Source organism: Nonlabens spongiae, assembly GCF_002117125.1.
GTDB lineage: Bacteria > Bacteroidota > Bacteroidia > Flavobacteriales > Flavobacteriaceae > Nonlabens > Nonlabens spongiae.
In genome coordinates this window covers 3,198,058-3,223,930 of the sequence record NZ_CP019344.1, presented here as the reverse complement: position 1 = coordinate 3,223,930, position 25,873 = coordinate 3,198,058, and the positions used below count along the sequence as shown (strand labels likewise).

The 25,873-nt window shown below is 40.2% G+C and carries 25 protein-coding genes; 17 read left to right on the top strand and 8 right to left on the bottom strand.

Annotated features, from left to right (window positions below):
* Positions 1-12 precede the first annotated feature (12 nt).
* The 4 genes from BST97_RS14755 to BST97_RS16195 are packed head-to-tail and all read left to right on the top strand — an operon-like array spanning position 13 to position 1,098.
* Positions 13-561: a DUF1599 domain-containing protein gene (locus tag BST97_RS14755; RefSeq protein WP_085767955.1), complete on the top strand. Its 549-nt coding sequence runs from the start codon at positions 13-15 to the stop codon at positions 559-561.
* A gap of 9 nt (positions 562-570) precedes the next feature.
* Complete coding sequence (locus BST97_RS14750; protein ID WP_085767954.1) at positions 571-798, top strand: addiction module protein; 228 nt, start codon at positions 571-573, stop codon at positions 796-798.
* The gene (locus tag BST97_RS16200; protein WP_245833594.1) at positions 795-932 is read left to right on the top strand and encodes a hypothetical protein; all 138 of its coding nucleotides are present in this window, start codon (positions 795-797) and stop codon (positions 930-932) included. Before BST97_RS14750 ends, BST97_RS16200 begins: the two co-directional genes overlap by 4 nt.
* Positions 916-1,098 carry a type II toxin-antitoxin system RelE/ParE family toxin gene (locus BST97_RS16195; RefSeq protein WP_245833593.1) on the top strand — a complete coding sequence of 61 codons (183 nt, stop codon included), beginning with the start codon at positions 916-918 and terminating at the stop codon, positions 1,096-1,098. The genes BST97_RS16200 and BST97_RS16195 overlap by 17 nt, the downstream gene beginning before the upstream one ends.
* A gap of 2 nt (positions 1,099-1,100) precedes the next feature.
* Here the strand turns inward: BST97_RS16195 and argS are convergent, their stop codons facing one another.
* The gene (gene argS / locus BST97_RS14740; protein ID WP_085767953.1) at positions 1,101-2,885 is read right to left on the bottom strand and encodes an arginine--tRNA ligase; all 1,785 of its coding nucleotides are present in this window, start codon (positions 2,883-2,885) and stop codon (positions 1,101-1,103) included.
* Between the two features lie 218 nt (positions 2,886-3,103).
* Between argS and BST97_RS14735 the strand changes: the two genes are divergently transcribed.
* Complete coding sequence (locus tag BST97_RS14735; protein ID WP_085767952.1) at positions 3,104-3,529, top strand: hypothetical protein; 426 nt, start codon at positions 3,104-3,106, stop codon at positions 3,527-3,529.
* 123 nt (positions 3,530-3,652) lie between these two features.
* Here BST97_RS14735 and BST97_RS14730 read toward each other — a convergent pair whose 3' ends face one another.
* The gene (locus BST97_RS14730) at positions 3,653-5,365 is read right to left on the bottom strand and encodes an LIC_10190 family membrane protein (RefSeq protein WP_407668578.1); all 1,713 of its coding nucleotides are present in this window, start codon (positions 5,363-5,365) and stop codon (positions 3,653-3,655) included.
* Positions 5,366-5,453: 88 nt separating this feature from the next.
* On the opposite strand from BST97_RS14730, the gene BST97_RS14725 reads away from it, so the two are divergent.
* Together BST97_RS14725 and BST97_RS14720 are read left to right on the top strand one after the other, a co-directional pair.
* Positions 5,454-6,353, top strand: coding sequence for an ABC transporter ATP-binding protein (locus BST97_RS14725; protein WP_085767950.1), 900 nt, complete (start codon positions 5,454-5,456; stop codon positions 6,351-6,353).
* A gap of 3 nt (positions 6,354-6,356) precedes the next feature.
* Positions 6,357-10,043, top strand: a complete 3,687-nt coding sequence (locus BST97_RS14720) for a M1 family aminopeptidase (protein WP_085767949.1) — start codon at positions 6,357-6,359, stop codon at positions 10,041-10,043.
* 42 nt (positions 10,044-10,085) lie between these two features.
* Here the strand turns inward: BST97_RS14720 and BST97_RS14715 are convergent, their stop codons facing one another.
* The gene (locus BST97_RS14715) at positions 10,086-11,048 is read right to left on the bottom strand and encodes a helix-turn-helix domain-containing protein (protein ID WP_085767948.1); all 963 of its coding nucleotides are present in this window, start codon (positions 11,046-11,048) and stop codon (positions 10,086-10,088) included.
* 96 nt (positions 11,049-11,144) lie between these two features.
* Here BST97_RS14715 and BST97_RS14710 point away from each other — a divergent pair, with 96 nt between their 5' ends.
* The 3 genes from BST97_RS14710 (at position 11,145) to BST97_RS14700 (ending at position 12,989) form a co-directional block, all read left to right on the top strand.
* Positions 11,145-11,750: a hypothetical protein gene (locus BST97_RS14710; protein ID WP_085767947.1), complete on the top strand. Its 606-nt coding sequence runs from the start codon at positions 11,145-11,147 to the stop codon at positions 11,748-11,750.
* A complete protein-coding gene (locus tag BST97_RS14705) occupies positions 11,747-12,253 on the top strand; it encodes a hypothetical protein (RefSeq protein WP_085767946.1) in 507 nt (168 codons plus the stop codon). Before BST97_RS14710 ends, BST97_RS14705 begins: the two co-directional genes overlap by 4 nt.
* Before the next feature lie 133 nt (positions 12,254-12,386).
* The gene (locus BST97_RS14700; protein ID WP_085768276.1) at positions 12,387-12,989 is read left to right on the top strand and encodes a CDP-alcohol phosphatidyltransferase family protein; all 603 of its coding nucleotides are present in this window, start codon (positions 12,387-12,389) and stop codon (positions 12,987-12,989) included.
* 79 nt (positions 12,990-13,068) lie between these two features.
* Here the strand turns inward: BST97_RS14700 and BST97_RS14695 are convergent, their stop codons facing one another.
* The 4 genes from BST97_RS14695 to BST97_RS14680 form a co-directional block, all read right to left on the bottom strand.
* Positions 13,069-14,115 (bottom strand): helix-turn-helix domain-containing protein, encoded by a 1,047-nt coding sequence (locus BST97_RS14695; RefSeq protein ID WP_085767945.1) that lies wholly within the window; start codon positions 14,113-14,115, stop codon positions 13,069-13,071.
* 357 nt (positions 14,116-14,472) lie between these two features.
* Entirely contained in the window at positions 14,473-14,811 is a 339-nt protein-coding gene (locus BST97_RS14690; protein WP_085767944.1) for a hypothetical protein, read from the bottom strand.
* 135 nt (positions 14,812-14,946) lie between these two features.
* A complete protein-coding gene (locus BST97_RS14685; protein WP_085767943.1) occupies positions 14,947-15,855 on the bottom strand; it encodes a TIGR01777 family oxidoreductase in 909 nt (302 codons plus the stop codon).
* Between the two features lie 113 nt (positions 15,856-15,968).
* Positions 15,969-16,379 (bottom strand): DUF2141 domain-containing protein, encoded by a 411-nt coding sequence (locus tag BST97_RS14680; RefSeq protein ID WP_085767942.1) that lies wholly within the window; start codon positions 16,377-16,379, stop codon positions 15,969-15,971.
* A 130-nt stretch (positions 16,380-16,509) separates the two neighbouring features.
* On the opposite strand from BST97_RS14680, the gene BST97_RS14675 reads away from it, so the two are divergent.
* The gene (locus BST97_RS14675; protein WP_085767941.1) at positions 16,510-17,529 is read left to right on the top strand and encodes a Gfo/Idh/MocA family protein; all 1,020 of its coding nucleotides are present in this window, start codon (positions 16,510-16,512) and stop codon (positions 17,527-17,529) included.
* Positions 17,522-19,189 carry an ABC transporter substrate-binding protein gene (locus tag BST97_RS14670; protein ID WP_085767940.1) on the top strand — a complete coding sequence of 556 codons (1,668 nt, stop codon included), beginning with the start codon at positions 17,522-17,524 and terminating at the stop codon, positions 19,187-19,189. The genes BST97_RS14675 and BST97_RS14670 overlap by 8 nt, the downstream gene beginning before the upstream one ends.
* Before the next feature lie 46 nt (positions 19,190-19,235).
* On the opposite strand, the gene BST97_RS14665 is transcribed toward BST97_RS14670, so the two are convergent.
* A complete protein-coding gene (locus tag BST97_RS14665) occupies positions 19,236-19,835 on the bottom strand; it encodes a porin family protein (RefSeq protein WP_085767939.1) in 600 nt (199 codons plus the stop codon).
* Between the two features lie 89 nt (positions 19,836-19,924).
* On the opposite strand from BST97_RS14665, the gene BST97_RS14660 reads away from it, so the two are divergent.
* The 5 genes from BST97_RS14660 to secA all read left to right on the top strand — a co-directional run bounded on the left by BST97_RS14660 (position 19,925) and on the right by secA (position 25,860).
* Positions 19,925-20,374 carry a MarR family winged helix-turn-helix transcriptional regulator gene (locus BST97_RS14660; RefSeq protein ID WP_245833591.1) on the top strand — a complete coding sequence of 150 codons (450 nt, stop codon included), beginning with the start codon at positions 19,925-19,927 and terminating at the stop codon, positions 20,372-20,374.
* Positions 20,375-20,424: 50 nt separating this feature from the next.
* Positions 20,425-20,943: a YceI family protein gene (locus BST97_RS14655; RefSeq protein ID WP_085767937.1), complete on the top strand. Its 519-nt coding sequence runs from the start codon at positions 20,425-20,427 to the stop codon at positions 20,941-20,943.
* Between the two features lie 405 nt (positions 20,944-21,348).
* Entirely contained in the window at positions 21,349-21,924 is a 576-nt protein-coding gene (locus BST97_RS14650; protein ID WP_085767936.1) for a cob(I)yrinic acid a,c-diamide adenosyltransferase, read from the top strand.
* 146 nt (positions 21,925-22,070) lie between these two features.
* The gene (locus BST97_RS14645) at positions 22,071-22,292 is read left to right on the top strand and encodes a DUF2795 domain-containing protein (protein WP_015360681.1); all 222 of its coding nucleotides are present in this window, start codon (positions 22,071-22,073) and stop codon (positions 22,290-22,292) included.
* Positions 22,293-22,458: 166 nt separating this feature from the next.
* The gene (secA, locus tag BST97_RS14640) at positions 22,459-25,860 is read left to right on the top strand and encodes a preprotein translocase subunit SecA (protein WP_085767935.1); all 3,402 of its coding nucleotides are present in this window, start codon (positions 22,459-22,461) and stop codon (positions 25,858-25,860) included.
* Positions 25,861-25,873 lie beyond the last annotated feature (13 nt).

The window sequence follows — 25,873 nt, the reverse complement described above, 5'->3', positions numbered from 1 at the left end:
ATTAGACCGCACATGTCCAATACCGTAGAGCAATATGACGCTGTGATCGCTCGCTGTCGTGAGCTATTTTTCAAAAAAATGAAAGATTACGGAAGTGCCTGGCGCATTTTGAGACTACCATCACTTACTGATCAAATCTTTATAAAGGCGCAACGTATACGTAGTTTACAAACGCTGTCAGAAACTCGAGTGGATGAAGGACAAGAAAGTGAGTTCATAGGAATTATCAATTACAGCATCATGGCTTTGATCCAATTGCAGCATGGTGTTGTAGATCAACCTGACATGAATCTTGAAGTTGCCCTAGATCATTATGATCTCGAAGTTGCCAATACCAAGCAACTCATGCTCGACAAAAATCATGATTATGGCGAGGCCTGGAGAGAAATGCGCGTGAGTTCGCTTACCGACCTAATTCTTCAAAAGCTGCTGCGTGTGAAGCAAATTGAAGATAACGATGGTAAAACATTAGTTTCTGAAGGCCTTGATGCCAATTATCAAGACATGATCAACTACGCAGTTTTTGCGATGATTCATCTGGGTGAGCAAGAAAATTTGTAAATTGATGACATGAATCTAGAAGAACGGAGAACGCGATTAATCAATCAACTCAAGTCTATAAAGGATGAAAAAGTTTTAGGCAAAATTGAAAATATCTTAAGCGAACACTCTGCAGTTTATCAAACTTTTTCCGTAAGCGTAGAACATAAAGCTATTTTGGATGAACGTTTGTCAAAATTGAATGGCGGATCGACGCAACTATTAGATTGGGAAGAGGTGAAAACTAAATTTGCTTGAGGCTAAAAGTTAAATTACTTCCAGAAGCTTTTGAAGATATTCAGGAAGCGTTGGATTGGTATGGAAAAATCAATGAAGCTCTAAAAATTGGATTTTTTACAAGAAATCAACCTCCAGATGGATCTGATTTCTGAAAATCCGTTGCTTTTTCAAAAACGTTACAGAAAGGTCAGGTTGCGATTAACCGAAAGATTTCCCTATGCTATTTACTATCAGCATAAAAAATTTGAAAACAAAATAATAATACTCGCTGTTTTACATACAAAGCAGAATCCAAAAATATCAATTACCAGAAAATAATTCTACATCTGCTCCGGCACCTCAATACCCAGCAGGCCACAAGCCGATTTCACCACTTCAGCCGTTTTGTAGCAAAGGAGCAACCTGAATTTTTTCAAATCTGAGTTTTCTTCTTCTACAATCTTAGGAACATTCTGGTAGAAACTGTTGAATTCTTTCACGAGGTCGTAAACGTAATTGGCAATCAGCGCCGGACTGTATTTATCGGCGGCATTTTGAACCACTTCTGGAAAAGCTTGAAGTTGCTTGATCACAGATGTATCCTTATCAGTAATTTCAATTTCTGTGCTGGCGTTTAGACTCCCATCATCAAAACCAGATTTTTTGAGAATGGATTTGATCCTCGCGTGGGTGTATTGAATAAACGGCCCAGTATTCCCTTGAAAATCGACCGATTCTTCTGGGTTGAACATCATGTTCTTCTTGGGGTCTACTTTAAGCATAAAGTACTTCAAAGCACCCAATCCAATCATTTTGTAAAGTCGTTCTTTCTCATCATCATCGAGACCATCTAACTTACCTTGCTCTTGCGCAATCTTTTTAGCGGTCTCGGTCATTTCTTCCATCAAATCATCTGCATCTACCACAGTTCCTTCTCGGGATTTCATTTTTCCAGAAGGCAACTCAACCATACCATAACTTAGGTGGTATAGGTTTTCTGCCCATTCGTAGCCCAGTTTCTTGAGAATCAGAAACAATACTTTAAAGTGATAATCTTGTTCATTCCCTACAGTATAAACCATAGAATCAATGTGGTGATCCTTCACTCGTTGTATTGCTGTCCCAATGTCTTGAGTCATGTAAACTGCAGTCCCATCGCTACGTAAAACAAGCTTGCGATCAAGTCCTTCATCAGTAAGATCTATCCAAACCGAGCCATCAGGATCTTTCTCAAAAACACCTCTGTCTAGCCCATCAGCAATGATGTGTTTACCAAGCAAATACGTGTCGCTTTCATAATAAAGACTGTCAAAATCGACTCCTAGGTTTTTATAAGTCACATCAAAGCCTTCGTACACCCATCCATTCATTTTTTTCCAGAGCCCAACGGTTTCTGGGTCGTTTTGCTCCCATTTTCTGAGTGTTTCTTGAGCTTCAACAAAAATCGGAGCTTGTTTTTCCGCTACGCTTTTCTCGGTTCCATTTTGAACTAACTCGTTGATTTGTTTCTTGTACTCTTGATCGAACTTTACGTAATAGTCACCTACCAACTTATCGCCCTTTTTACCCGCAGACTCTGGAGAGGCACCTTCGCCAAATTTCTGCCAAGCCACCATGGATTTGCAAATATGAATTCCACGATCGTTGATGATCTGCGTTTTATTGACCTCGCGACCAGTAGCTTCAATAATTTGAGCGACACTATAGCCTAGGAGATTGTTACGTACATGACCTAGGTGAAGGGGTTTGTTAGTGTTCGGCGAACTGTATTCCACCATTACTCCAGCCTGATCAGCGTCTACAGCCTTGAAACCATAAGATGCATCATCCAGAATAGTGTCGAAATCACTGAGAATCGTTTGATGACTGATCGTTACATTGAGAAAACCTTTTATCACTTCAATGCTAGATAGCAAATTTGTTGTGTTTTGAATCTCCTCTCCTATCGCTTGACCTATTGCCGCTGGATTGCCCTTGATATGACGCAGCATGGGAAAAACCATGATCGTGTAATCGCCATTTTGATCTTTTCTGGTTTGCGAAATCTCCACATTTGGAAGCTCCACATCATAGATTTTTTTTACGGCTTTGATCGTTTCTTTCTCCAGTTGCTGCAACAATTCCATGACTAAAAATTTAATCGGCAAAGATAGTTACCAATTAAGAATTCAGAATACGAATTCAGAATAGTAGATTAGGAAAACTGGCAACTTAAATTCTACGTTTTGGAGCTGGGAAGTTGAAACATAGAATCTCTTTGTTCACAATTCTGCATTTGAATATATTAACCCCACCTTATGAAAGTAAATGAGCAACAAACCTACTTAAACATTAATTTTAGGGTATGCTTTACAATGTTTCCTATAACGACCGTAAAATTGATCGTGAGATCAAAGAGCTCGTAGGCAATCAGTTGACTTTACGGGAGCGCTGGAAACTCAAGGGTTCTGGATCGCCTAAACTGTACATTACCGCCTCCAGCATTCATATCCACAATTTGATGGTTCTGGACATAAATGCGAACACCTGCAACATTGAGATTAGAGAAAAGGGAATCATCGTGCGATTCCGTTCTCTTTTGGAAACCTATGCATTGCCCATTCCATTCTACAAACTCACCATTTACAAGGGTCGCGCTCAAGAATACAGCGTTTATAAAGACAATTATTTTGTGAAAGTCAAAGCCGATAAAAAGAACATCCATCAATTTTTTGACAAAGTGCAACTACGCAAAGGCGAGCAGGGTTTTGAGTATGTCGATGATCTGTGATAGATTATTTAGACCCGCCCTTTGAGAACCTCAGGACTCACCAGCCAATTCTCGAGGGCTGAGGCTCTCAAAGCCCGAATGGGATTTGAAGATGAGGAAAACCCAATCGACAGCAACATTTAGTTACCTATTTATATAAATAACCTTAAAACCATCTTTCAAATCCTCTGATCTTTGAACGACCTTGATATTATATTCATTTTCGATCCAGTCTAGGAGTTCTGTTTGAGCGGCTGGTAACGGGAGGTCGTAGGTGGCAAAGATAAAATCTTCATTTTCTGCATGGTGGTGTTTTAGTCCGTCCCGATAGCTATCGGGATCGCGAAAGCGTAACACTCCATCCACTTCTTTACGAGCATTTGGTAAGGGAGAAACAAAGTGGCTAGTTTCTACTGTATCATTTCTCATCAATGCATTATCCGTAAATGGGTTTCTCAGAGTACCTAAAACCGCAAATACAAATCCAGCGATAATCGCTGTAGAAACTGTTGAAACTACTACCCATCTATGGGGCTTTACACAATGAATAATACCGAGCAACGTACTCGGAATTAAAATTCCAGCAAAAAACCGGAATTGTGGCGCCGTTAAAAATAGAATCGCACTTTGCAATAGACAAATGCTAAGTATCCATTTTATTTTTCCAGGAATGCGTGGCAGAAATAGAGCGAGAACCTGTAAAATCAAGCAGAAAAGCGTCAGTTTGTTGAACCAACCTTCCATTCCTGCATGATTGACCCATAATTGAAATTTACCCCAGAAGCTTAGATCTGATAAGTTTTTATAATAGACACCATAGCTCTGGCTCTCGGTAAGTTTTGTGTACAAGTCTGCCAATTCTTGCGGCCATTGCCAATCAGGTTCTAGTGGTGACCACGCAGTAAGCGGATACAGAGGTAGACCGGAAACTACATAGGATTTTGCGATGTAAAAAATCGCAAAAAGTAATCCTAAGGAAATCGCTACTACAACCGATTTGCTTTTCCAAAATTTAGATCTTGCGATGAGTATCACAGGTAATAAAATCAACAACGCAGCGATTACCTTGAATAAAATCACTTGGAGAATGAGACACGTCAGCAAGGACCATAGGTGACGATCATACTTATCGTACAATCTCAAGAAATAATAAATCACGATGTAAGTCAGCACAAAAACTGGCAGATCTGGACTAGGCGCAGAGGCAAACAAATATCCCAAACCGAAAAGCACCGCAAAACTTTTGCGATATACTTCAGACGGATTCCAATCTCTAGAACCGCTCAAACTCCAAAGAAATCCCAACAGTAAGTAAACTCCCGACAGATCGTTAAACCTGCTATAGAAGTAATCAAAATTAAGCGCAGATTGCAGAATGTGAAACCCGCTTTGCTGAGATAGAAAGGGATGTAAATTAGATAAGCCTTTCACCAGACCGTACTCATCCAGCCACTTTATCGTCTGAATATAGTAACTGTCATTATCTATAAAATAAGGAGCTCCAGAACTCACATAGGCAATACTCAAACCTACCAAAGCGAATATCACTATTGGAATGGTAGAAAAGATGGTTTTTGAGAAAGCTAAGTATTGACTTAAGAAAAATGTTTCACTCGAGCCATTTACAAGTCTGATAGTATAACCAGAAAGCGCTGTGAGAATTAGAAAAATACTCCACACCAGGGACAAGTCATAGAAAAAACTCCAGACCGTGGAAACCACTTGAATCCCAAACAAACCCAAGAAACAAATCAAGGTAAATTCAATGCGCTGCACTTGGAGTAATCGCTTCCACAAAAGCCCATGTCCGTAAGACAAAAGAATGCAAGTAAGAAAATAAAAAAGGACAACGAGCACGATGGTAAATTAACCTATTTCACAAATCTATAAGAATCTGTAACATTTCAGTCTTATTAATCACTAACACTCAAAATACAATACAATCATGATCTTAAGCCTCAACAACGTGTCCAAGACCTACCCTAACGGTGTAAAAGCCTTGGACGATGTTACCATTGATATAAAAGCAGGAATGTTTGGACTGCTAGGACCTAACGGTGCCGGAAAATCCTCACTTATGAGAACCATTGCCACCTTACAAGCTCCAGATTCAGGGAGCATTCATTTCAACGATATCGATGTGCTTAATGATAAGATTGAATTCCGTAAGACCTTGGGATATTTACCGCAAGAGTTTGGGGTATATCCTAAAATGAGTGCACACGACCTCTTGCATTATTTTGCCAGCCTCAAAGGGATCAGCAAAAAATCTGACCGTAATGCCATCGTGGACAAGGCACTTGAAGTGACAAATTTGAGCGAGGTGCGCAACAAACACGTAGCCGGTTATTCTGGAGGGATGAAACAACGATTTGGCATTGCTCAATTACTCTTGAACAACCCTAAACTGATCATCGTGGATGAACCTACCGCTGGTCTTGATCCCGCAGAACGCCACCGTTTTCTCAACGTTCTCAGGGAAATAGGGACTAACCATATCGTGATTTTCTCCACCCACATCGTAGACGATGTAAAGGAACTTTGTACAGACATGGCGATCTTAAATGGTGGTAAGATTCTATCGCAGAGTACCCCAAAACAAATGGTCAAGATCCTAGAGAACAAGGTATGGTCTATAACCGTTAGTCGCGAGCAAGCCGAGGACATTCAGTCCCAATACGATGTGATTTCCTCCAGCTATAATGAGGATAACAACCTCATCGTGCGCGTTTATGGAGATGAGATTCCCGGCTCAGGCTTTCAACCTACGCCTGCAACGCTTGAGGACGTTTACTTTACCACGCTTAACCGAAATGAGCCAGTAGAAAACCTACAAATCGCCTAATACATGTTCACAACTATATTTTCTCATGAGTTCAAGACTTGGCTCAAGAAACCCATTTTCTACGTTTTTTTAAGTATTTTCTTTTTACTTGGGGGATTGGTTATGGCAGTAGCCGCAGGCGTTTTTGACAGCAATAACGTAACCGTCACTAGTAATTCTTACCTCAATAGCGCCTATACCATTTCTGGACGTATAGCACAGCTTGCGTTGTTTTGCTATCTCATGATACCAACTTTTACTGGATCAACTATTCATAGGGATTTTAAAAACAACATGCACAATGTCCTTTACTCATACCCAATTAAAAAAACTGAGTACCTGCTAGCCAAATTTACCGCTGGACTCAGCGTAAACATTTTAATGATTCTAGCGCTCATTTTGGGTTTACTCATAGGTGGGTACCTACCAGGCCACAACCCGGAACTTTTTGGTCCATTCAAGTTGTGGAATTACTTACAGCCCTTTGTACTAATCACGGTTCCCAATCTGATTTTTTACAGTGCGATCGTGTTTGCGATAACCGTATTTACACGCAACATGAATATCGGCTTTATGACGGTGCTTACTTTGATCATTATTCAACTGGTGACGACCTCTTATGCAGATCAGGTAGATGATCCTTTCTGGCTATCTCTAGCAGACCCCTTAGGTAACATCGCAATTTCAGAGAGTATTGAGTACTGGACACCAGCAGAACAAAATGAGCGCATGCTGCCGTTCAGCGGTATGGTATTATGGAATCGCGTGGTTTGGGGCACGATCTCAATCCTTATTCTTGCGTTAGTCATATGGCGTTTCAATTTCGCTCAAAACGCAATAAGCCTATTCAAGAAGAAAAAATCAAAAAGCCTATTCAAAGAGAACTTCAGTGGGATACAGAGCGTGGTGCTACCTAAGGTTAAAACAGATTTTTCCTTACGAGGACAGCTCAGTGCTCTATGGACCCTAACTAAAAGTGATGTACGCTATATAATTCTGGGATGGCCATTCATCATCATTGGCTTTTTGTCTATGGTGTTGACGCTGGTAATCATGTTTAACTCGGGATTAATTTTCGGTACTGCTATCTTACCTAAAACCTGGGTTATGATGAGTGCGCAGGGTTCCGTTTACATACTCTTGTTTACCTACCTACTCATTTTTTTATATTCCGGCTTTCTGATGGATCGAGCTCGAGCCGCTCACATCCATCAAATTGTAGACGTTACGCCTACCAAAAACTGGGTGTTTCTCATCTCAAAATTGTTCGCGTTAATTATCATGGTTGCTGTGATGCAAACACTGCTTATCTGTTGTGGGATCGGATTCCAGACCATCAGCTCTTTTTACGATTACCAGATTGATCTTTACCTCTTTCAGGGATACCTTGTCAACACTTGGAAATACGTACCGTGGATCTTTATGGCACTGTTAATTCATACTCTAATCAAGAATAAATGGCTAGGACTGGCCGTGCTACTAATCATAGGTATCGCCGTCCCTTTACTGACTGGTGCTATAGGCGTGACCCAAGCGATCTATGATTTTAACTCCATTATCGAGCCCAGTGCCTCAGACTTTGATGGATACGGTGCTGCGCTCACAGCTTATTACACCTATAGGGTTTATTGGATCCTCTTCGGTATCGTGTTGCTTTGTATCGCACTGGCTTTTTATCGTCGAGGAATGGGGAAAGGTGTTATGGAACGTTTCGCTTTCGCGAAAGCGAGAACAACACCAACCCCACTCATTACAGCTGGCACTTGTCTGGTACTGTTCCTTTCTCTAGGTGGATTCATCTGGAAGATCAACAATGTAGATAATGAGCGCCTTACCGGCAAGGAACGCGAGGAACTACGTGTAAATGCAGAACGTGAGCTGGGACGATTTGCCGATGCGCCTCAACCGCGCATAGTCGCTGTAAAAACCTATATGGATCTTTTCACAGATGAGCGTAATTTTAAAGCTGGCGCGACCTACACGATGGTCAACCTGACTGATGTTGCGATAGATACGTTGCATGTAAACCTTAACAATTACCCTATCGAGATTACGATGGATCGAGATAGTGAGGTGGTTTATGAAAATGAGGACTACGATTATCGCATGTATGCTTTTGAGCAAGCTATGATGCCCGGCGACACCCTCATTTTTGAATTTGACATGCACAACAAGCCTAATAAATTTCTGGATAACAACTCTCCAGTAAATCAAAATGGGACATTCTTAAACAATTCTATTTTCCCATCTATAGGTTACAGTGATGCTTTTGAAATTAGAGACCCTAAACTACGAGACAAGTATGACCTACCCCAAAAGGATCGAATGCCGAGCCCACTGGCAGTGGGTGTACGGGATGATAATTACATAGGCGGCTCCAGTGACTGGATAGACTTTGAGGCTACCATGAGTACCAGCCTGGACCAGATCGCTATCGCGCCGGGATACCTTATCAGAGAATGGGAAGAAGACGGCCGTAAATATTTCCACTATAAAATGGACAGTAAGATGCTCAATTTTTACTCTTTCATGAGTGGCCGCTACGATGTGAAGAAAGAAGTGCATAATGGGGTTAACCTAGAGATCTACCACCATCCCGACCACACCTATAATCTGGATCGCATGATGATAGGTTTAAGGGAGGGACTGGATTATTATGGAACTAATTATACCCCCTACCAGCACAGGCAGGCTCGCATTATTGAGTTCCCTAAGGATTTTGGAAGTTTCGCCCAGGCATTTGCAAATACGATCCCCTTTAGCGAGGGAGTTGGATTCATAGCTGATGTCGACGATGAGGATGATGAAGCTGTAGACTATTCACTCGCCATCACCGCACACGAATTGGCACACCAGTGGTGGGCGCATCAAGTTATAGGAGCAAATGCAAAGGGGGCTACGTTGCTTTCTGAAAGCATGTCTGAGTACAGTTCTCTCAAGGTTCTTGAAAAAGTATATGGAAAAAACCAGATGCGTGTCTTTTTAAAAGATGCTCTTGATCAATATCTTTCTGGTCGCAGTAATGAACGTATCAAAGAGAATCCACTCATGTACAATGAGAATCAGCCTTACATACATTACAGAAAAGGCTCTGTTGTTTTATATGCAATGAGTGATTACATAGGTGAGAATGTTTTTAATGGCGTTGCGAAACGGTTTGCGGAGAAATATCAGTTCAAAGGGGCACCTTATCCAACTTCAATAGAATTTGTTGAGGATCTGAGAGCGGCAACTCCAGACTCGCTTCAATATCTAATAAAAGATATGTTTGAAACGATCACGCTTTACGATAATAGCGTTGAGAATGCAACCTATCAAAAAATCGACGATGGAAAGTATTCCGTCTCTCTTGAAGCTATTGTACGTAAGTACCGAACGGATAGTAAGGGCAAAAAACGCTACGCCGGAGAAGCTGGGGATAGCCTGTTGCTGGTGCAGAAAAAAGATACGTTAGTCTCATTACCTCTAGCTGATTATATCGAAGTGGGGGTTTTTGGAAAAGAAGATGAGGAGACGGGAGAAAATAAGGTGCTCAGTTTGCGCAAGTTTAAAATATCAGATATAGAAAATAATTTTAGGATTATAGTTGATGAAGAACCAGTTGAAGCCGGTGTAGATCCTTATAATAAACTTATCGACCGAAAGTCTAACGATAATCGGAAAAATGTAAAGCTAAAAGAAGAAGAAGAAATAGTTCAAGCTAAAGAATAAACCGTTCTTAATTTTATAAGCAAGAATTAGTTTATCAACTTCTCACTCAAAATCAAGCGTATCTTGAGCTCTGATCAAACTCTCCAGTGCCAGGATGCGCTTTTTTATTTTGTCAAAAAACTGATTTCTCACCCTGTCACCAGCAGTATTCAATGACACAGATTTGGAAAGCTGCTTGTTAATAGATATTTGTGCTTGACGGCAAGTCAACTCATCGGTGGCTAGGAAGTAGGATAGGAAAGTGAATGGGACGTAGAACGCGTTACGATTTGCACTTTCTATAAAGACCGTATTGTTCATTAATAGAAGTTCGTTGTGGTAAATAGAAAAGTCTTTATTGTCTGCTCGAGCGTTTGATTTAAGTTGATCGAGTAATTCTGAAAGTTCGCCACAAATGGCCAACGCTGTTTCAGAATTCAGCTGGCCTGCCTCAAAATAAAAATGGATTTGTTTGAGGGTACTGTTAAAGGTAGTCGTGCCCCAGATTTCCGTTTTAGGAATATCTCGATACACTTCTCCCAGTTTTACAGCGGCCTTGAAAGTGTCGAGGGGCAGATTGAAATTCTCAAAATGGACCGCGTCCCAATCGTTTGCCAGCAATTTCAGCCATACATAAATTTTAAATCGGGTCAGCTCCCGCCCATCCAGCAAATAGAAAATGGGAATATCCTTAGCCGAGTAATACAACCTGCAATCTTTCTGTTGTGCGAGTTTCTTCACAGATTCAGCTGACTGCTGGAAATAATGCTCCAAATCCTTTGCCGTGGTGATCATCGCTGTCTTCTGAACGGCAACAAGCTCCTGACCACAATTCTTGAGTTCATCCAGAGAAAGATTAAAAGCCTCCGCCAACCTTACCGCCTCCTCCAGTGAAAGTTTGCTTTTACCGCTAGTTCGACGGTGGGCAGCATCATAACTGACATTTAGAGTATTTGCAATGGTCTCATTCAACGATTGATTTTGTGGTAGTCGCTGAGCAATTTTAGCAAATAAGATATTATTCATTTTGTGAATTTCGCAAAAACTATTTAATTTTCAGCGTAATTCAAGTATTTAATTTGTGTTTTTCGTGATTTCTTTGAGGTGTCAAATCAGAATAACATGAAACAACTTTTAATACTCGCAAGCCTTCTTTTTTTATTGAATAGCTGTGCAAGCTACTCGCGCAAGCGTAATAAAAAATACCATCAAAAACTGGAACAGAATGACCTGAAAAAACTCGAGGGAATATATGAGATCATACCTAATCGTAGGTATTATAAGGACAGCATCGTCATATTTTCAAAAAACGAGAAACCCTACCAAAGACTCCATTCTGCATTCAACTTTAAGAATGTTCAGATTGATAGCACGGCACGATATAGCTTCAAAATTTTTGATATAGATGAGAAATCAATAAACTGTTCACTGATAGAGAACGATAGTATTCTCTTCACTAAATCCATCGCAGGAAAGCTTAAAAAGAACGGTACTTTTCATTTCAAGAAACATGAAGTTCATGTTTTTGAACTTCCATATATTCTAGGTAGCCTGGAGCACAGTAAAGTTAGAATAGGTTTGACCATAGACAATCAGCTTTTTGTGGAAGACGCAGAAATTGTCGGTGGTGGATTTCTCATAATTCTTTTTAGTGGGTGGAGAGACTATTCTTCTACCCTAGGTTATAATCGTATAGGTTCTACCTATGACTTAAAACTTACCCGATGAGAATCACAACTTTATTCACGCTATTTCTCGGGTATTTAGTTTCTGGTCAGCATACCATTCCAGAAATCACAAAACTAGGTCCCAACCTAAGATTAGAAACTGGGCTGTACATACCCTTAGGAAAGTTTGCAGAGACTATCGACCCTAGTCCTAGCTTCGGCCTGATCGGTGGGATAGAACTTACGGATAAATTCAGACTAGATCCACAGTTGATGTTTTTCATCCCACAATCTCGCAAGACAGTTTTAATTGACGGAGAAGAAGGAGTAATAAGCGGTAGAATCAATTCATTAAGTTTAAACTTTGGCGCTACTCTCAATCGCGTTTATATCTTGAGTCCAAACAGTCTTTTTGAACTGCGGGCGGGAACTGGGTTGAGTGTTCTTGAAACAGACCGTAAAAAAGAAAGCGCAGATAATTGTGATGATTCAAATGATCATTACTACGGTACGGCGACTCCATTTTTTAAAGCAGGTATAGGTTTTAAAACCCGTCTTCTCTAATACAATTTTATAGGAGTAGAAATCAACTATCTCTACACGCCGTACAATCTTTTCAAGCCGTTTATAAGCACTATAGGAAATCAAGCCTTGAGCCTGACCATATCCTATGGAACTAATTTCTAAATTAAAAATCATGCTACGAGTACCTCAACTACTTATCTTATTCAGACTGTTATGCGCTCCTGTGATTTTAGCCCTAGCCTATTACAAAGTGGAGTATCACACTCAAATCATTCTCAGCCTGATGTATATGGGGCTGGTCTCAGATATTTTGGACGGTATAATTGCTCGTAAACAAAATATCAGCTCAGCTCGATTAAGGAGAATGGATAGTCAAGTAGATATGGTTTTTTGGCTATCGATAGGGTTTGCGACATGGTTTTTATACCCTAAATTGATAGCAGAAAATGCTATTCCTATTTATGCAATCCTCGCGATGGAAATTGTATGTTACCTCATCAGTTTTATCAAGTTTAAAAGAGAAACCTGTACTCATGCCTTCTTATCTAAGTTGTGGGGAATTTCCTTGCTAATAGCTATTACATCATCAATAGGCTTTAATTATGCCGGTTTCCCTTTCCAGCTGGCCATTTTCATGGGACTTATCTCTCACATAGATCGTATTTTGATCACTTTGATTTTACCTAAATGTACTCATGATATACCTAGTTCTTACCACGCATTCCTGATTAGAAAAGGGATCGACTTTAAAAAGAATGATCTTTTGAATGGGTAGAATTAAGACTCTATGACGGGATGATTTTTTTGTAGTTCGCTTTCGCGAAAGCGAGATTCAATCCATCATCACCTGAAAGTTAAGCTCTGGCCTTTTTCATCTGATCTCGGTATTCTTTGGGACTTATACCGTATTGCTCCTTAAAAATTTTGCTTAGATAACTCGTACTGTCTATGCCCACCAGTTTAGCAATTTCTGAAATGGAAAGGTCACTATTTTCAACAAGATCTGTTATCGCTCCCATGCGCTTGTTTTTGATGTACTCGTTTCCTGTAGAGCCCGTATTGTCCTTAAAAATTTTTTGCAGTTTGTTTTCTGTGATGTTGAGTTTTTGAGCCAGTGCTTTTACTGTCACATAACTGCTTAGATTGTTTTCCAATAAATGCTCAATCTCCCTCAGCGTCTCAAGAGACTCTGTTTCTTCGCTAGAGAGGCCCGAGCTCTCCGTTGAAAAGTCAAGTAATTGTTGTGCGACGATCTCAAAACTTTTAGACGCTAGGAACATTTTTTTTATAAAACTGCCGTAGTCAAAACTTTCAATAGTTCTAAAAACTTGCGCGACTCTCAAGCTATAGGGTCCTTTCATCAAGTGCTCTTCACTTGCTTCAATATCTAGAATTGCCTTCAATAATTTAGAATCTAGGTCACTTAAATTACAAGACCAGTACTTATTGAAAAGACTGCGACTTATCTCAACGCTGTTGAGCTTGATTTGTTGATTTGCCTGGAATTTGAGGACATGACCATTGAAATTACTGCTCGCTACAATTAGATTTTCATACCGTTGCATGTCGTGTTTTTCTTCACTATCAGCAAAGGTATGCAGTACAGAGTCACCTAAGTTGTAGATCATTTTGAGAGGGTGAATCTCATCTACGGTAAAGTTTATAGTGGTATCTCTTTTGAACTTACACATATACTGTATCCAGCCGAGACCCTGAGGAAAATTTGCTCCCATGATGTTTCCTGAGCCATACTCATTTGGAATGGTATAAGAAAAAATCTCACAGTCTTCTTGAACAGTCCCGCCTAGTTGTTCAGCAATATTTTTGAGGACTTCCCTCACCGGCAGGGATTTTACAGTTAGGATTTGGACGTTAGAATTTTTGACAAATCTCGCTCCCATATTTTCAGTCAATTAATACAAATGGTGATGTATTTGTGTTATTCTCGCTTATTTTTTGAGAATACTGTAAGCAAATATAATAGCGGATTTATAATTTATGAAATTTCCTACATTATTCATGGTGCTGAGGCGATGACAACCATGAGGCAAGAAATATAGAGGCTCTCCACTAACTAATTGAATTACGCTATATTTAAATAAAATCGTCTGCATTTAAAGAAAAAGCTCTTCAAAAGACGGAAACAGAACAATCAATAGAAAAACTCTAGAAGGCAAAGCAGCATAGCTCGTGAAGGGTGTGGAGTCAGATATATATTAGATGGGAAAAAATAATAGAAGTCTAGCCATTATGGTGGCTCAATTCATTTCAACCAACTCGAATTTGCACAGCTTTGAAAAAAAATTGAAAATACTCACAAAAAACAACAGGCTGATAATAATTGTTATCACATATTTCCAGATACCCTGAGAGTCAAACCTCATCAGGATTAAATTCATGGTGATTATATAAATCACAACTAGCGCTGAGGTTAAAAAGCTACTATTTCTGAAATACCAGTTTCCCTCTACCTCATAACGATTTCCAGCCATGCCTTTAATTTCTAACTTGCACAGCATACCCGATTTTAGTGTAATGGTTTTATTTTCTGGAAATTTGATTTCTACCTCTTTGTAAGGCGCCTTTTCTTTGGCCATTTATACGAACTTCAAGTTGCTGAGGGCTGAAGGAGGTTTTATCTGATTTAGGGTATGCAATAATCATCTATGGTAAGTCAATATTTAAATATAGATAATTTTGAGATCTAATTAAAAGGTTATCTCCTCTTTAAATTAGAGATACCTCTCAAGAGCCTGTTCCAAATTGGGAAGTTCAAAAACAAATCCAGTTTCTTCAATTTTTGTACTACTCACATGCTGGCTACTCAATACTATTGCTGCCATCTCACCAAGCATAAGCTTCATCACAAATTTGGGCACATTAGGTAAAACAACAGGTTTGTCCAGTTTTTTACCTATTGATTCAATCATGGGCCTATTGCGTACAGGATGCGGTGCCACTCCATTAAAAACACCTTCAAGTTCTTCTTCAGCAATATGTTTGAAAATACCAGCCAAATCATCAATCGCAATCCAGCTTTGCCACATTTTACCATTGCCAAAGCCTGCTCCGGCATATAGTTTAACTGGCTTAGCCATTTGCTCCAGAGCTCCACCGTCTTTTGCCAAAACGATACCTATACGTACTATGGCGTGTCGCAGTCCCATCTCTGCAAACTGCATTCCCATACTCTCCCATGCTATACAGACATCGGCAAGATAATTATCTGCCGTGGGAGGCACCTCGTTCTCGCGCATGGCTGCTCCATCTTGCTGATCAGGATAGATACCTATGGCACTGGCAGTAATCACCTGTTCCACTTGATGCTCGTTTTCTTGTAGAAGGTTGAGCAAAAGTTGTGTACTGTCCACACGGCTATCCATGATACGTTTTTTTGCATCCTCCGTCCAGCGCTGGAAAACAGTCTCGCCAGCTAAGTGAATGATCGTATCGACACCTTTCAGGCATTTGTGATCGATGGTCATTTCTTGAACATTCCATAAAAAACCCTTGTATTTTAATTCGTTTTCTATGGCACTTTCTCTTGTAGTAAGATAATGAAGCTCATGCCCTTCACTTATGAGTAACTCAACGAGTTTAGACCCCACTAATCCTGTTGCTCCTGTCAGTAATATCTTCATGGCACTAAAGTAAAGCGGTCATCTACTTGTGGGTATGCACTTGATATATAATTAACACACAAAAAACCGCCAAGTTTTCCCTGACGGTTATGAATCTAAATACCTCTATCCAGTTACAATCTGATAGAAATTTCTTGATCTTTATCTATCGTAATTTTAGCATCTGCCCAGGTAGGAGGACCGTAACTCATGGGATTGTTGCTCATTCCATAAGCTTCTTTGGGCATACCGTTAGTCTCAAAGTCTATTCTACCATTGCCGTTTAAATCGTGTAAAGCCATAATTGCATAATCTCCTTCTGGTACGTTCTCAAAAACGGCGACTGCCTTACCGTCTTTAATTTCGACAGAGGCTGAGAATACTGGAGCCGCTTTCATAAAGGTGTCTTGGTCATAGATGCCGTACTCGATAGTTCCCTCATCACTCGTTGCATTAAGGACTTGAACGGTTATGGTATTGCCATCTTGAGCAAAAGTTAGTGTTGCGATGATAAGAGCGATAATAGTTGTAAATAAAGTTTTCATGATATAAAGTTTTGTTTGTTTTTGTTGATACAAATATGCAGCGCGACTCTAACCGCGTAAACTACAATCTACTGAGTTGTGGATTTCTATTACTGAATTGTCACGAGCTCTTTAAAACTTACATTCGACCATGCATTTCCTGAAACAACAACTCAATTCCAGTACCTTTAATTTTTTTAAAAAATTGATGGTACGATTTGGTATAATAGGATTAGGTAAAATAGCACACAAATTTGCGCACGACCTTGCCATGGTTGATGGTGTGGAGTTGAGAGCAGTAGGGTCGAGATCGCTGGATAAAAGTTCCGCTTTCGCGAAAGCGTACAACGTAAAACACCACCACGATAGTTATGAGGATTGCATGAAAAATGAGGAGGTGGATGTGATCTATATTGCTACACCACATGTATTTCATCACTCACTTACCATACAATGTTTAGAGGCTGGGAAAGCGGTGATCTGTGAAAAACCCATGGGCATGAACAGTAAGCAAGTTCAAGAAATGATCAGTCTGGCTCGCGAGAAAAATCTATTCTTGATGGAGGGGCTCTGGACCCGATTTATTCCCGGCGTGAAAAAAGCGCTTGAATTAATCAATAAAGGTGCGATAGGAAAAGTAAAACATGTGAAAGCAGATTTCGGTTTCTATGTAAATCCTCAAAGTGAAGGAAGATTGACACAAAAGAACTTAGGAGGCGGCTCTTTACTAGACATAGGTCTGTATCCCATGTATCTATGCAATTTGCTTTTAGGGAAACCTGATCAAATATTTGCTAAAGCAGAAATAGTAAACGGAGTTGACCGCAGAGTCAACATGATTTACAAATATGGTGACGCCAGTGGAACGCTCTACAGTAGCTTTGAGCATAAAGCAACCGTTGAGGCCATTATTCAAGGTACAGATGGAATCCTCAAGATGCATGAACCATTTCATCATTGCTCCCGTCTTACTTTAACAGATAATCACGGTGAAGCTCAAGAAATGAACGTACCTCACCAGGGCGAGGGTTACTATCATGAGATTGAAGAAGTTAGAGATTGTATCCATCAAGGAAAAGTACAGAGTGATAAAGTGAGTTGGGATGATAGTTTAGCGCTACATGCTCAACTGGACGAGGTGCGAAATCAAATAGGTTTGTTTTATGAATAAAAAGGGAAATCTGGCGATTTTACTCTTACTGCTTTGTACGCTTTTTTTGGGTTTAGAAAGCTGTCAGTCAGACTCAGAAGCTATAGATCCTGCTACCGTTTTCAGATATAATGAGCATGCCAATGTGACGACTCTGGATCCCGCTTTTGCAAAGGATCAGCGCAACATTTGGGTCTGCAACCAGCTTTATAATGGATTGGTGCGATTAGATAAAGATCTCAACGTGGTTCCGGATCTCGCAGGGTCTTGGGACATCAGTGAAGACGGTACGCTTTATACTTTTCGCTTAAAGCGAAATATTCATTTTCATAATACCGAGCTCTTATTTGTAGAACCTCGTGATGATGGAATTCTTGATGGAAATTATGGAAGGTCAAATATGCGGACCGTAAATGCTGAGGACTTCAAATATTCACTCTCCAGATTAACCGATCCAGAAGTTGCTTCGCCCGGAGCCTGGACCATGGCAGCAGTTGAAGAGATGACAGCCATAGATGAACACACGCTTCAAATTAAACTGAAACAACCTAATCCAGCCTTTTTAGGAATATTGACCATGAAATACTGTTCAGTCATACCTAAAGAGGTTGTCGAAGATAAAGAGCACGCATTCAGAAGCAATCCCATCGGTACAGGGCCATTTTACCTGAAACGCTGGGAAGAAAATGTAAAAATGGTACTCCGTAAAAATCCTCATTATCACGAGGAAGATTCTGAGGGGAACCATCTTCCTTATCTAGAAGCCGTTGCCATTACATTTAAGCCAGACAAACAAAGTGAGTTTCTGGAATTTGTTCAAGGTAATCTTGATTTTATCAACGCACTAGACCCTAGTTACAAGGATGAATTGCTAATGAGTAATGGAACGCTCAAACCAAAGTATAAATCACAAGTCAATCTTGTAAAACAACCTTTCCTGAATACGGAATATCTCGGACTGAACCTGAAAAACGAAGGGCCTCTTCAAGATATAAGAATAAGACGAGCGATCAACTTGGGATTTGATCGTCATAAGATGATCCGTTATTTGAAAAATAATATAGGTCGACCGGCGACTTCTGGATTTATTCCATTGGGATTACCTGCCGGAGGCAATGCATCAGGTTTTATTTACGATCAAAAGGAAGCCCAGTCTCTAGTGGACGCCTATAAAGCTGAGAACAACGTCGATCAAGTTACTGTTAAGATCAGCACCGGTGCGAATTATCTCGATATTTGCGAATTCATACAGCAGGAACTGCAGAAAATAGGATTGATTGTGGAAGTCGAAGTACTCCCACCATCTACATTAAGGCAGATGCGCAAGACCGGAAAATTAGAATCCTTCAGAAGTAGCTGGATCGCAGACTACCCTGATGCAGAGAATTATCTCGCTCTTTTTTATTCAGAAAATCACACTCCAAGTGGTAGTAACTACACCTTTTTTGAAAATAAGACTTTTGATAGTTTATATTTAAATAGCCAGCGGGTCGCTGATCCTGAGCAGCGCAAACAACTCTACCGTAAAATGGACAGCATACTAATTGATCAGGCACCAGTTGTACCACTTTATTATGATGAAAGCATACGGTTTGTTTCTAAAAATGTAATAGGTTTAGAAGGGAATGCTGTTAATGCTTTGGATTTAAAATCTGTCCGAAAAGGAAATTTCATGCAATAAAAAAGGCAGGAAACAACCTGCCTAAACATCTCGTAGAAAGTAATTCTTAAAGTTGTAAACTGAGTGCTAGAATAAATTGTTCTGTTCTAGAATCGATACGCCTCTCACCGAGTCCATTGTTCCCAACAAATCTAGCTTCATTCTCATTCAAGGCTCTATCATAACGTAAACCTACTTCTAGGTTATTGAAATAAACACTAGCACCAAATTGCACCCCCACGGTAAATCGATCTTCAATATCCTCAAAATCAAATCTATTCCCAGCCCTTACATTTTCTTCAAATTCTGTATCTAGGGTATAATTTAACGATGGACCCGCAAAAAGGTTCAATGGGCCTACCACATTTACTCCTATTAACACGGGCGCGTTGATCTGTTCCAGATCAAATCTACCTTCACTATAATCTGAGAAAAGTCGAGAATAAAGCAATTCTGGTCTAAGGTATACGGGACCTAAATCAAATTTTGCAAAGAACCCAAATTGATAACCCACGTTACCATCTGGATCTTCAATATTTTCAAGATCAGTAGATAGATCTCCTGTAGAACCATAGCCCAAACCTGCTCTTAATCCAAAAGCATTATTATTTTGAGCGTAAGTCAGAGAAGTGCATAATATCACAAAAATAAAAATCAATTTTTTCATAACTCAATTTCAAAGGGATTTGAATTACAATATTAGTGTTTCTAAGTTTAACAGTCTGTTGTAGATCATTAATCGAAAAACAAATAAGTTTGTACCCACAATTATTGTTATTGTTTTTAATGGATCGAGCATCACTTAATAGAAAATTAATCACAACCGTAGTAAAGAAAGGTACTGAGTTTACAGAAGCCGTTTCAATGACCTTGAAACAAGAAAAATTAACTATACAGCAGTTTAATGTACTCCGTATTTTACGAGGCAGAAAAGGAGAAGCAGCAAGCCTTCAGGATGTAAGTAAGGACATGATCCACAACAATTCTAATACTACCAGGGTTATTGACAAGTTGGTAACTAAGGATTTGGTAAAGAGAATTCAATGTCCTACTGATAGACGACAGATCGAGCTTACGATCACCCAAGATGGATTAGATCTACTTTCAAAAATCGATAAAAAAGTGGAAGCGTCTGAGGCTGATATCCTCAAAGAAACATCAGATGAGGATCTGAATTTGCTAATTGAACTTTTAAATAAAATCTAAAAAAATTTACAATTACTTGTATACACAATTAACGTTTAAACAATTAAATTATGGAATCTTTAAAAAGTAACTTCTCAAAATCAATTGACCCTACTTCCAGCATCAGTAAATGGACAGGAAGAAAGATAGGTGGATCTCATGAAGGAACTATTCACCTAAGAAATGGCGAGCTTCAATTTGATAATGATCAATTAGTGGGAGGTAAATTTGAAATTGACATGAATACCATAGCGGTAACTGACCTTACTGGTGATATGCAGGCAAAGCTTGAGGGGCATTTAAAAAGTGATGATTTCTTTAGCGTTGAGCAACATCCCATCGCTCATTTAAAAATAACTGATGTTCAATCTCAAGGCCAGCACTATCAAGTATCAGCAGATCTTACGGTTAAGGGAATTAAGCATCCCGTAAGCTTTCCTTTAGAAGTGAGTGAGAATGGTGCAACCACAACGCTTACCATTGATCGCAGCAAATACAATGTAAAATATGGCTCAAAAAGCTTTTTTAAAAGCCTGGGCGATAATCTGATTCACGATAATTTTGATGTGGAAGTAGATTTGAAGTTTTAAACTTTCCCATACTTTTTTCAAAAACGAGTTGTAGGGATACGACTCGTTTTTTGATTTACCCTGACGACATTACTTTTAGTAAAATAGTATATTGACACAGAAATTAAATCGAACTATTGACAAAATGTAGATATGGGGTTATGGTTTTCCTTGGCAGCACTATTTGTAGGGGTGTTGTTCTTTATCGGGCTCAACAAGCGTAATACTGATAAGCGTAGAATTCGCAGGCGAGGTTATCGTAAAAGAATTATCCACAAACTATCGAAACGTCAATACCCTCAGCAAGTAAAATTATAAATATTAACTGAATTCAAAGCATCACTAGTCTTAAGCATTACAATTTTGAGATGATGCCATCCTCCTCAAATAAAAGGCTCATCCCCTATCTTTGGATCAAAACGCAACATGAAGATATACACAAAAACTGGAGATAAGGGAACCACCGCTCTATATGGTGGCACTCGCGTACCAAAGCATAACTTACGCATAGACAGCTACGGAACCGTAGATGAACTCAATAGCTGGATGGGCTTATTGAGAGATCAACCTGTGGATGCACACGTAAAGTCAACTATTATCTCTATCCAAGATCGACTTTTTACCATAGGAGCTATTCTCGCTACTCCTCCAGAAAAGGAAATGCTCAAAAACGGGAAACAGAGACTTAATATTCCGCGCATCAAAGAAGAGGACATTACCTATCTCGAGCAAGAAATGGATAAAATGGAAGCTGACTTGCCTCAAATGACCCACTTCATACTTCCAGGAGGTCATCAATCTGTGTCATTTTGTCACATTACCCGGACGGTTTGCAGGCGTGCAGAACGACTCGCATCAGAATTAAATGAACATACCTCCATAGATGAGATGGTTTTAAAATATCTAAATAGATTGTCTGATTACCTCTTTATGCTCGGGCGTAAAATGTCACATAATCTAGGTGCAGAGGAGATCAAATGGATACCAAGTAAGGAGAATTAGGCTTATTCACCCATTAACAGGTCCGTGTAGTCAGTTGTATTACAATAAGTTGAGACTCATAAATTTATTTTTGACAAAAAAATTAAATTCACTTGCACAGTAACATCATAAGATTATTTTTGCAAAAATTCTAAACGAGTTATACTATGTATTGGACCCTGGAGTTAGCATCGTACTTAAGCGACGCACCGTGGCCAGCAGAAAAAGATGAGCTGATTGATTATGCCATTCGTACTGGAGCTCCTCTTGAGGTTGTAGAAAATCTACAAGCCATCGAGGACGAGGGTGATTTGTATGAATCAATTCAAGAAATCTGGCCAGATTATCCTACTGATGATGATTACCTCTGGAACGAGGACGAGTACTAACGATCCATCGTGATCATAAACAAAAAGTCTCCTTGAGAGGCTTTTTTTATGCGCATTTGTCAGTTGTTATAGATTCCGTGAGTCGGCATGATTCATGTACTTTTGCGCAGCGTTAAACATTGATATTTACAGCCTTTATATTTGAAGGCTTCAAACCACATATTATATGGGACTATTAGATTCCGTTTTAAAAATTTTTGTAGGGGATAAATCCCAGAAGGACGTTAAGGAGTTACGCCCTTTCGTTGATCAGGTTCTTGCCGTGGAGCCTCAAATGGAGAAGCTTTCTATAGACGAGTTGCGTAATAAGACAGTAGAGTTTAAAGATAAGATCGCTTTCGCGAAAGCGGAAACCCTCAAAAACATCTCCGACTTAAAAGAACAGGCAGACAAAGAGGAAGACATAGACCAGCGTGAAGAAATCTACAACCAGATCGACGCTCTGGAAGATACAGCATACGAGCAAGCAGAAAAGGTACTGGACGAGATCCTACCTGAGGCATTTGCAGTCGTAAAAGAAACCGCAAAAAGATTCTTCCACAACACAGAACTGCGCGTTACTGCGACTCCGCGAGATCGTGAGCTCTCAGCCGAAAAAGATTATGTAAGCTTGGATGGTGACGATGCCATCTGGTCTAATTCATGGGATGCCGCTGGTAAACCCATCACTTGGGACATGATACACTATGATGTTCAGTTAATAGGTGGTACGGCATTGCACCAAGGCAAAATTGCCGAGATGCAAACTGGTGAAGGTAAAACGCTCGTGGCGACACTGCCTGTTTACTTAAATGCATTGACTGGAAATGGAGTTCACGTAGTTACCGTAAACGACTATCTTGCTAAAAGGGATAGCGCATGGATAGGACCGCTGTTTGAATTTCACGGACTCTCAATAGACTGTATCGATTATCATAAACCAAATAGTGAAGCACGTCGCAAAGCTTATCTAGCCGATATTACTTATGGAACCAATAATGAATTTGGTTTTGACTATTTGCGTGATAATATGGCTCACGCCACCAAAGATCTTGTTCAACGCAAACACAATTACGCGATTATTGATGAAACCGATTCGGTTTTAATTGATGATGCTCGTACCCCACTGATCATTTCTGGACCAGTTCCAGAAGGTGACCGTCAAGAGTTTGACACGCTCAAGCAACCAGTGGAAAATATAGTAGGTGTTCAGCGCAAGGAACTGACTCAAGTTTTAGCACAAGCTAAAAAGTTAATAAGCGAGGGAGATACCAAAGAAGGAGGAAGATTGCTCCTTCAAGTGTATCGTGGTCTTCCTAAGAACAAGGCGTTGATCAAGTTCTTGAGTGAAGAAGGTATCAAGACCTTGCTTCAAAAGACGGAGAATTTCTACATGCAAGACAACAACCGTGAAATGCCTAAGGTAGACGCGGGATTGTATTTTGTGATTGATGAAAAGAACAATCAGGTAGAACTGACTGATAAAGGAATTGAATTTCTTTCTGGGAAGGATGATCCAGAATTTTTCGTGATGCCTGAAGTAGGTTTGGAAATAGGCCGCATCGAGTCGGCGGGTCTTTCTAAGGAAGAAGAAGCTGAGAAAAAAGAGGAACTTTTTAGAGAGTTCTCTATAAAGTCAGAGCGTATTCATACCCTCAACCAACTGCTTAAAGCCTATACCTTATTTGAGAAGGATACTGAGTATGTGGTGATGGCTCATGATAAACGTACCCCAAAAGGTATCGTCAAGGAAGAACAAGTAATGATCGTAGATGAGCAGACGGGTCGTATCATGGAAGGCCGTCGTTACAGCGATGGTTTACACCAGGCGATCGAGGCTAAGGAGAACGTTAAGATTCAAGACGCTACGCAGACTTTTGCAACGATTACCCTTCAGAATTACTTCCGTATGTATAAGAAGCTTGCGGGTATGACGGGTACAGCGGTGACTGAGGCTGGTGAGTTCTGGGAAATCTACAAGCTGGACGTGGTAGAAATACCTACTAATAAACCTATCGCTCGTGACGATCGTCAGGATAAAGTTTATAAAACCAAGCGTGAGAAATACGGAGCGGTAATACAAGAAGTCACTAAGCTGCGCGAGCAGGGAAGACCAGTATTGATTGGTACGACATCGGTTGATATTTCTGAGTTGTTGAGTCGTACACTACAGAGAGCTGGAATTGAGCATAACGTATTGAACGCAAAACAACACAAGCGCGAGGCAGAAATCGTCGCTGAAGCTGGTAATCCAAGCCAGATCACCATTGCCACAAACATGGCTGGTCGTGGTACAGATATTAAATTAAGTGACGAAGTGAAAGCTGCAGGTGGTCTTGCCATCATCGGTACGGAGCGTCACGATTCCCGTCGTGTAGACCGTCAGTTAAGAGGTCGTTCCGGTCGTCAGGGAGATCCAGGAAGTTCGCAATTCTATGTATCTCTTGAGGATAACTTGATGCGATTGTTTGGATCTGAGCGCATGGCAAAAACCATGGACCGCCTGGGAATGAAAGAAGGCGAAGTGATCCAGCACAGCATGATTTCAAAATCCATCGAGCGTGCACAGAAAAAAGTGGAAGAAAATGCTTTTGGTGTGCGTAAGCGACTGCTGGAATATGATGATGTGATGAACGCGCAGCGTGAAGTGATTTACAAGCGTCGTTACAATGCGTTATTTGGAGACCGTCTTGCAGTAGATATTGCAAACATGATCTACGACATTGCTGAAGTCATTACAGAAAGTAACAAACAAGCTGCCGATTATAAAAACTTTGAGTTTGAAATCATACGCTACTTCTCCATGAGCAGTCCAGTGACTGAGGAGGAGTTTGGCAAGCAAAGTGACAAGCAAATTACAGATACGCTGTATAAAGCTGCTTACCAGCATTATAAAGAGAAGATGGAGCGCACCGCTGAGGAAGTTTTCCCAGTAATCAAAAATGTCGTTGAAAACGATGAACGCAAGTTTGAGCGTATCGCCGTTCCATTTACTGATGGTGTCAAAACACTAAATGTTGCTACCGACCTTAAAGATGCATATGAGTCAGAAGGTCGCACTCTAGTGACTGATTTTGAAAAGAACATCACACTTGCCATTATAGACGATGCGTGGAAAACGCACTTGCGTAAGATGGACGAGTTGAAACAAAGTGTGCAACTTGCGGTTCACGAGCAAAAGGATCCTTTATTGATCTACAAATTTGAGGCGTTTGAGCTTTTTAAAGAAATGATCGATAAGGTGAATAAAGATGTCATTGGCTTTATGTTTAAAGGTGATTTACCTACTCGCGATGCTAATGCAATCAGTGAGGCAAGACAGCGCAAAGCAGAAAAAACCAGCACTCAAAAAGAGGAAGTTCTCAACAGCGATGAGCAGGCCGCTCAAGCCAGAGCAGTTGGTGCAGGAGCCAGCCGCCAGCAACAGCAACGTCCAGCGGTTACTGAAACCATCACTCGCGATCAGCCTAAAATAGGCCGTAACGATAAGGTCACTATTAAAAACGTGATGACTGGCGAGACCAAGACTACTAAGTACAAACAAGCCATTCCACTGATACAGAAGGGAGAATGGGTTTTGGATAAATAGTTCGCTTTCACTT

Bases quoted from the DNA above. Each gene is read 5' to 3' on its own strand.
- BST97_RS14755 (WP_085767955.1), top strand. From the start codon at position 13: ATGTCCAATACCGTAGAGCAATATGACGCTGTGATCGCTCGCTGTCGT.
- BST97_RS14750 (WP_085767954.1), top strand. From the start codon at position 571: ATGAATCTAGAAGAACGGAGAACGCGATTAATCAATCAACTCAAGTCT.
- BST97_RS16195 (WP_245833593.1), top strand. From the start codon at position 916: ATGGATCTGATTTCTGAAAATCCGTTGCTTTTTCAAAAACGTTACAGA.
- argS (WP_085767953.1), bottom strand. From the start codon at position 2,885: ATGGAATTGTTGCAGCAACTGGAGAAAGAAACGATCAAAGCCGTAAAA.
- BST97_RS14735 (WP_085767952.1), top strand. From the start codon at position 3,104: ATGCTTTACAATGTTTCCTATAACGACCGTAAAATTGATCGTGAGATC.
- BST97_RS14725 (WP_085767950.1), top strand. From the start codon at position 5,454: ATGATCTTAAGCCTCAACAACGTGTCCAAGACCTACCCTAACGGTGTA.
- BST97_RS14720 (WP_085767949.1), top strand. From the start codon at position 6,357: ATGTTCACAACTATATTTTCTCATGAGTTCAAGACTTGGCTCAAGAAA.
- BST97_RS14715 (WP_085767948.1), bottom strand. From the start codon at position 11,048: ATGAATAATATCTTATTTGCTAAAATTGCTCAGCGACTACCACAAAAT.
- BST97_RS14710 (WP_085767947.1), top strand. From the start codon at position 11,145: ATGAAACAACTTTTAATACTCGCAAGCCTTCTTTTTTTATTGAATAGC.
- BST97_RS14705 (WP_085767946.1), top strand. From the start codon at position 11,747: ATGAGAATCACAACTTTATTCACGCTATTTCTCGGGTATTTAGTTTCT.
- BST97_RS14700 (WP_085768276.1), top strand. From the start codon at position 12,387: ATGCTACGAGTACCTCAACTACTTATCTTATTCAGACTGTTATGCGCT.
- BST97_RS14695 (WP_085767945.1), bottom strand. From the start codon at position 14,115: ATGGGAGCGAGATTTGTCAAAAATTCTAACGTCCAAATCCTAACTGTA.
- BST97_RS14690 (WP_085767944.1), bottom strand. From the start codon at position 14,811: ATGGCCAAAGAAAAGGCGCCTTACAAAGAGGTAGAAATCAAATTTCCA.
- BST97_RS14685 (WP_085767943.1), bottom strand. From the start codon at position 15,855: ATGAAGATATTACTGACAGGAGCAACAGGATTAGTGGGGTCTAAACTC.
- BST97_RS14680 (WP_085767942.1), bottom strand. From the start codon at position 16,379: ATGAAAACTTTATTTACAACTATTATCGCTCTTATCATCGCAACACTA.
- BST97_RS14675 (WP_085767941.1), top strand. From the start codon at position 16,510: ATGCATTTCCTGAAACAACAACTCAATTCCAGTACCTTTAATTTTTTT.
- BST97_RS14670 (WP_085767940.1), top strand. From the start codon at position 17,522: ATGAATAAAAAGGGAAATCTGGCGATTTTACTCTTACTGCTTTGTACG.
- BST97_RS14665 (WP_085767939.1), bottom strand. From the start codon at position 19,835: ATGAAAAAATTGATTTTTATTTTTGTGATATTATGCACTTCTCTGACT.
- BST97_RS14655 (WP_085767937.1), top strand. From the start codon at position 20,425: ATGGAATCTTTAAAAAGTAACTTCTCAAAATCAATTGACCCTACTTCC.
- BST97_RS14650 (WP_085767936.1), top strand. From the start codon at position 21,349: ATGAAGATATACACAAAAACTGGAGATAAGGGAACCACCGCTCTATAT.
- BST97_RS14645 (WP_015360681.1), top strand. From the start codon at position 22,071: ATGTATTGGACCCTGGAGTTAGCATCGTACTTAAGCGACGCACCGTGG.
- secA (WP_085767935.1), top strand. From the start codon at position 22,459: ATGGGACTATTAGATTCCGTTTTAAAAATTTTTGTAGGGGATAAATCC.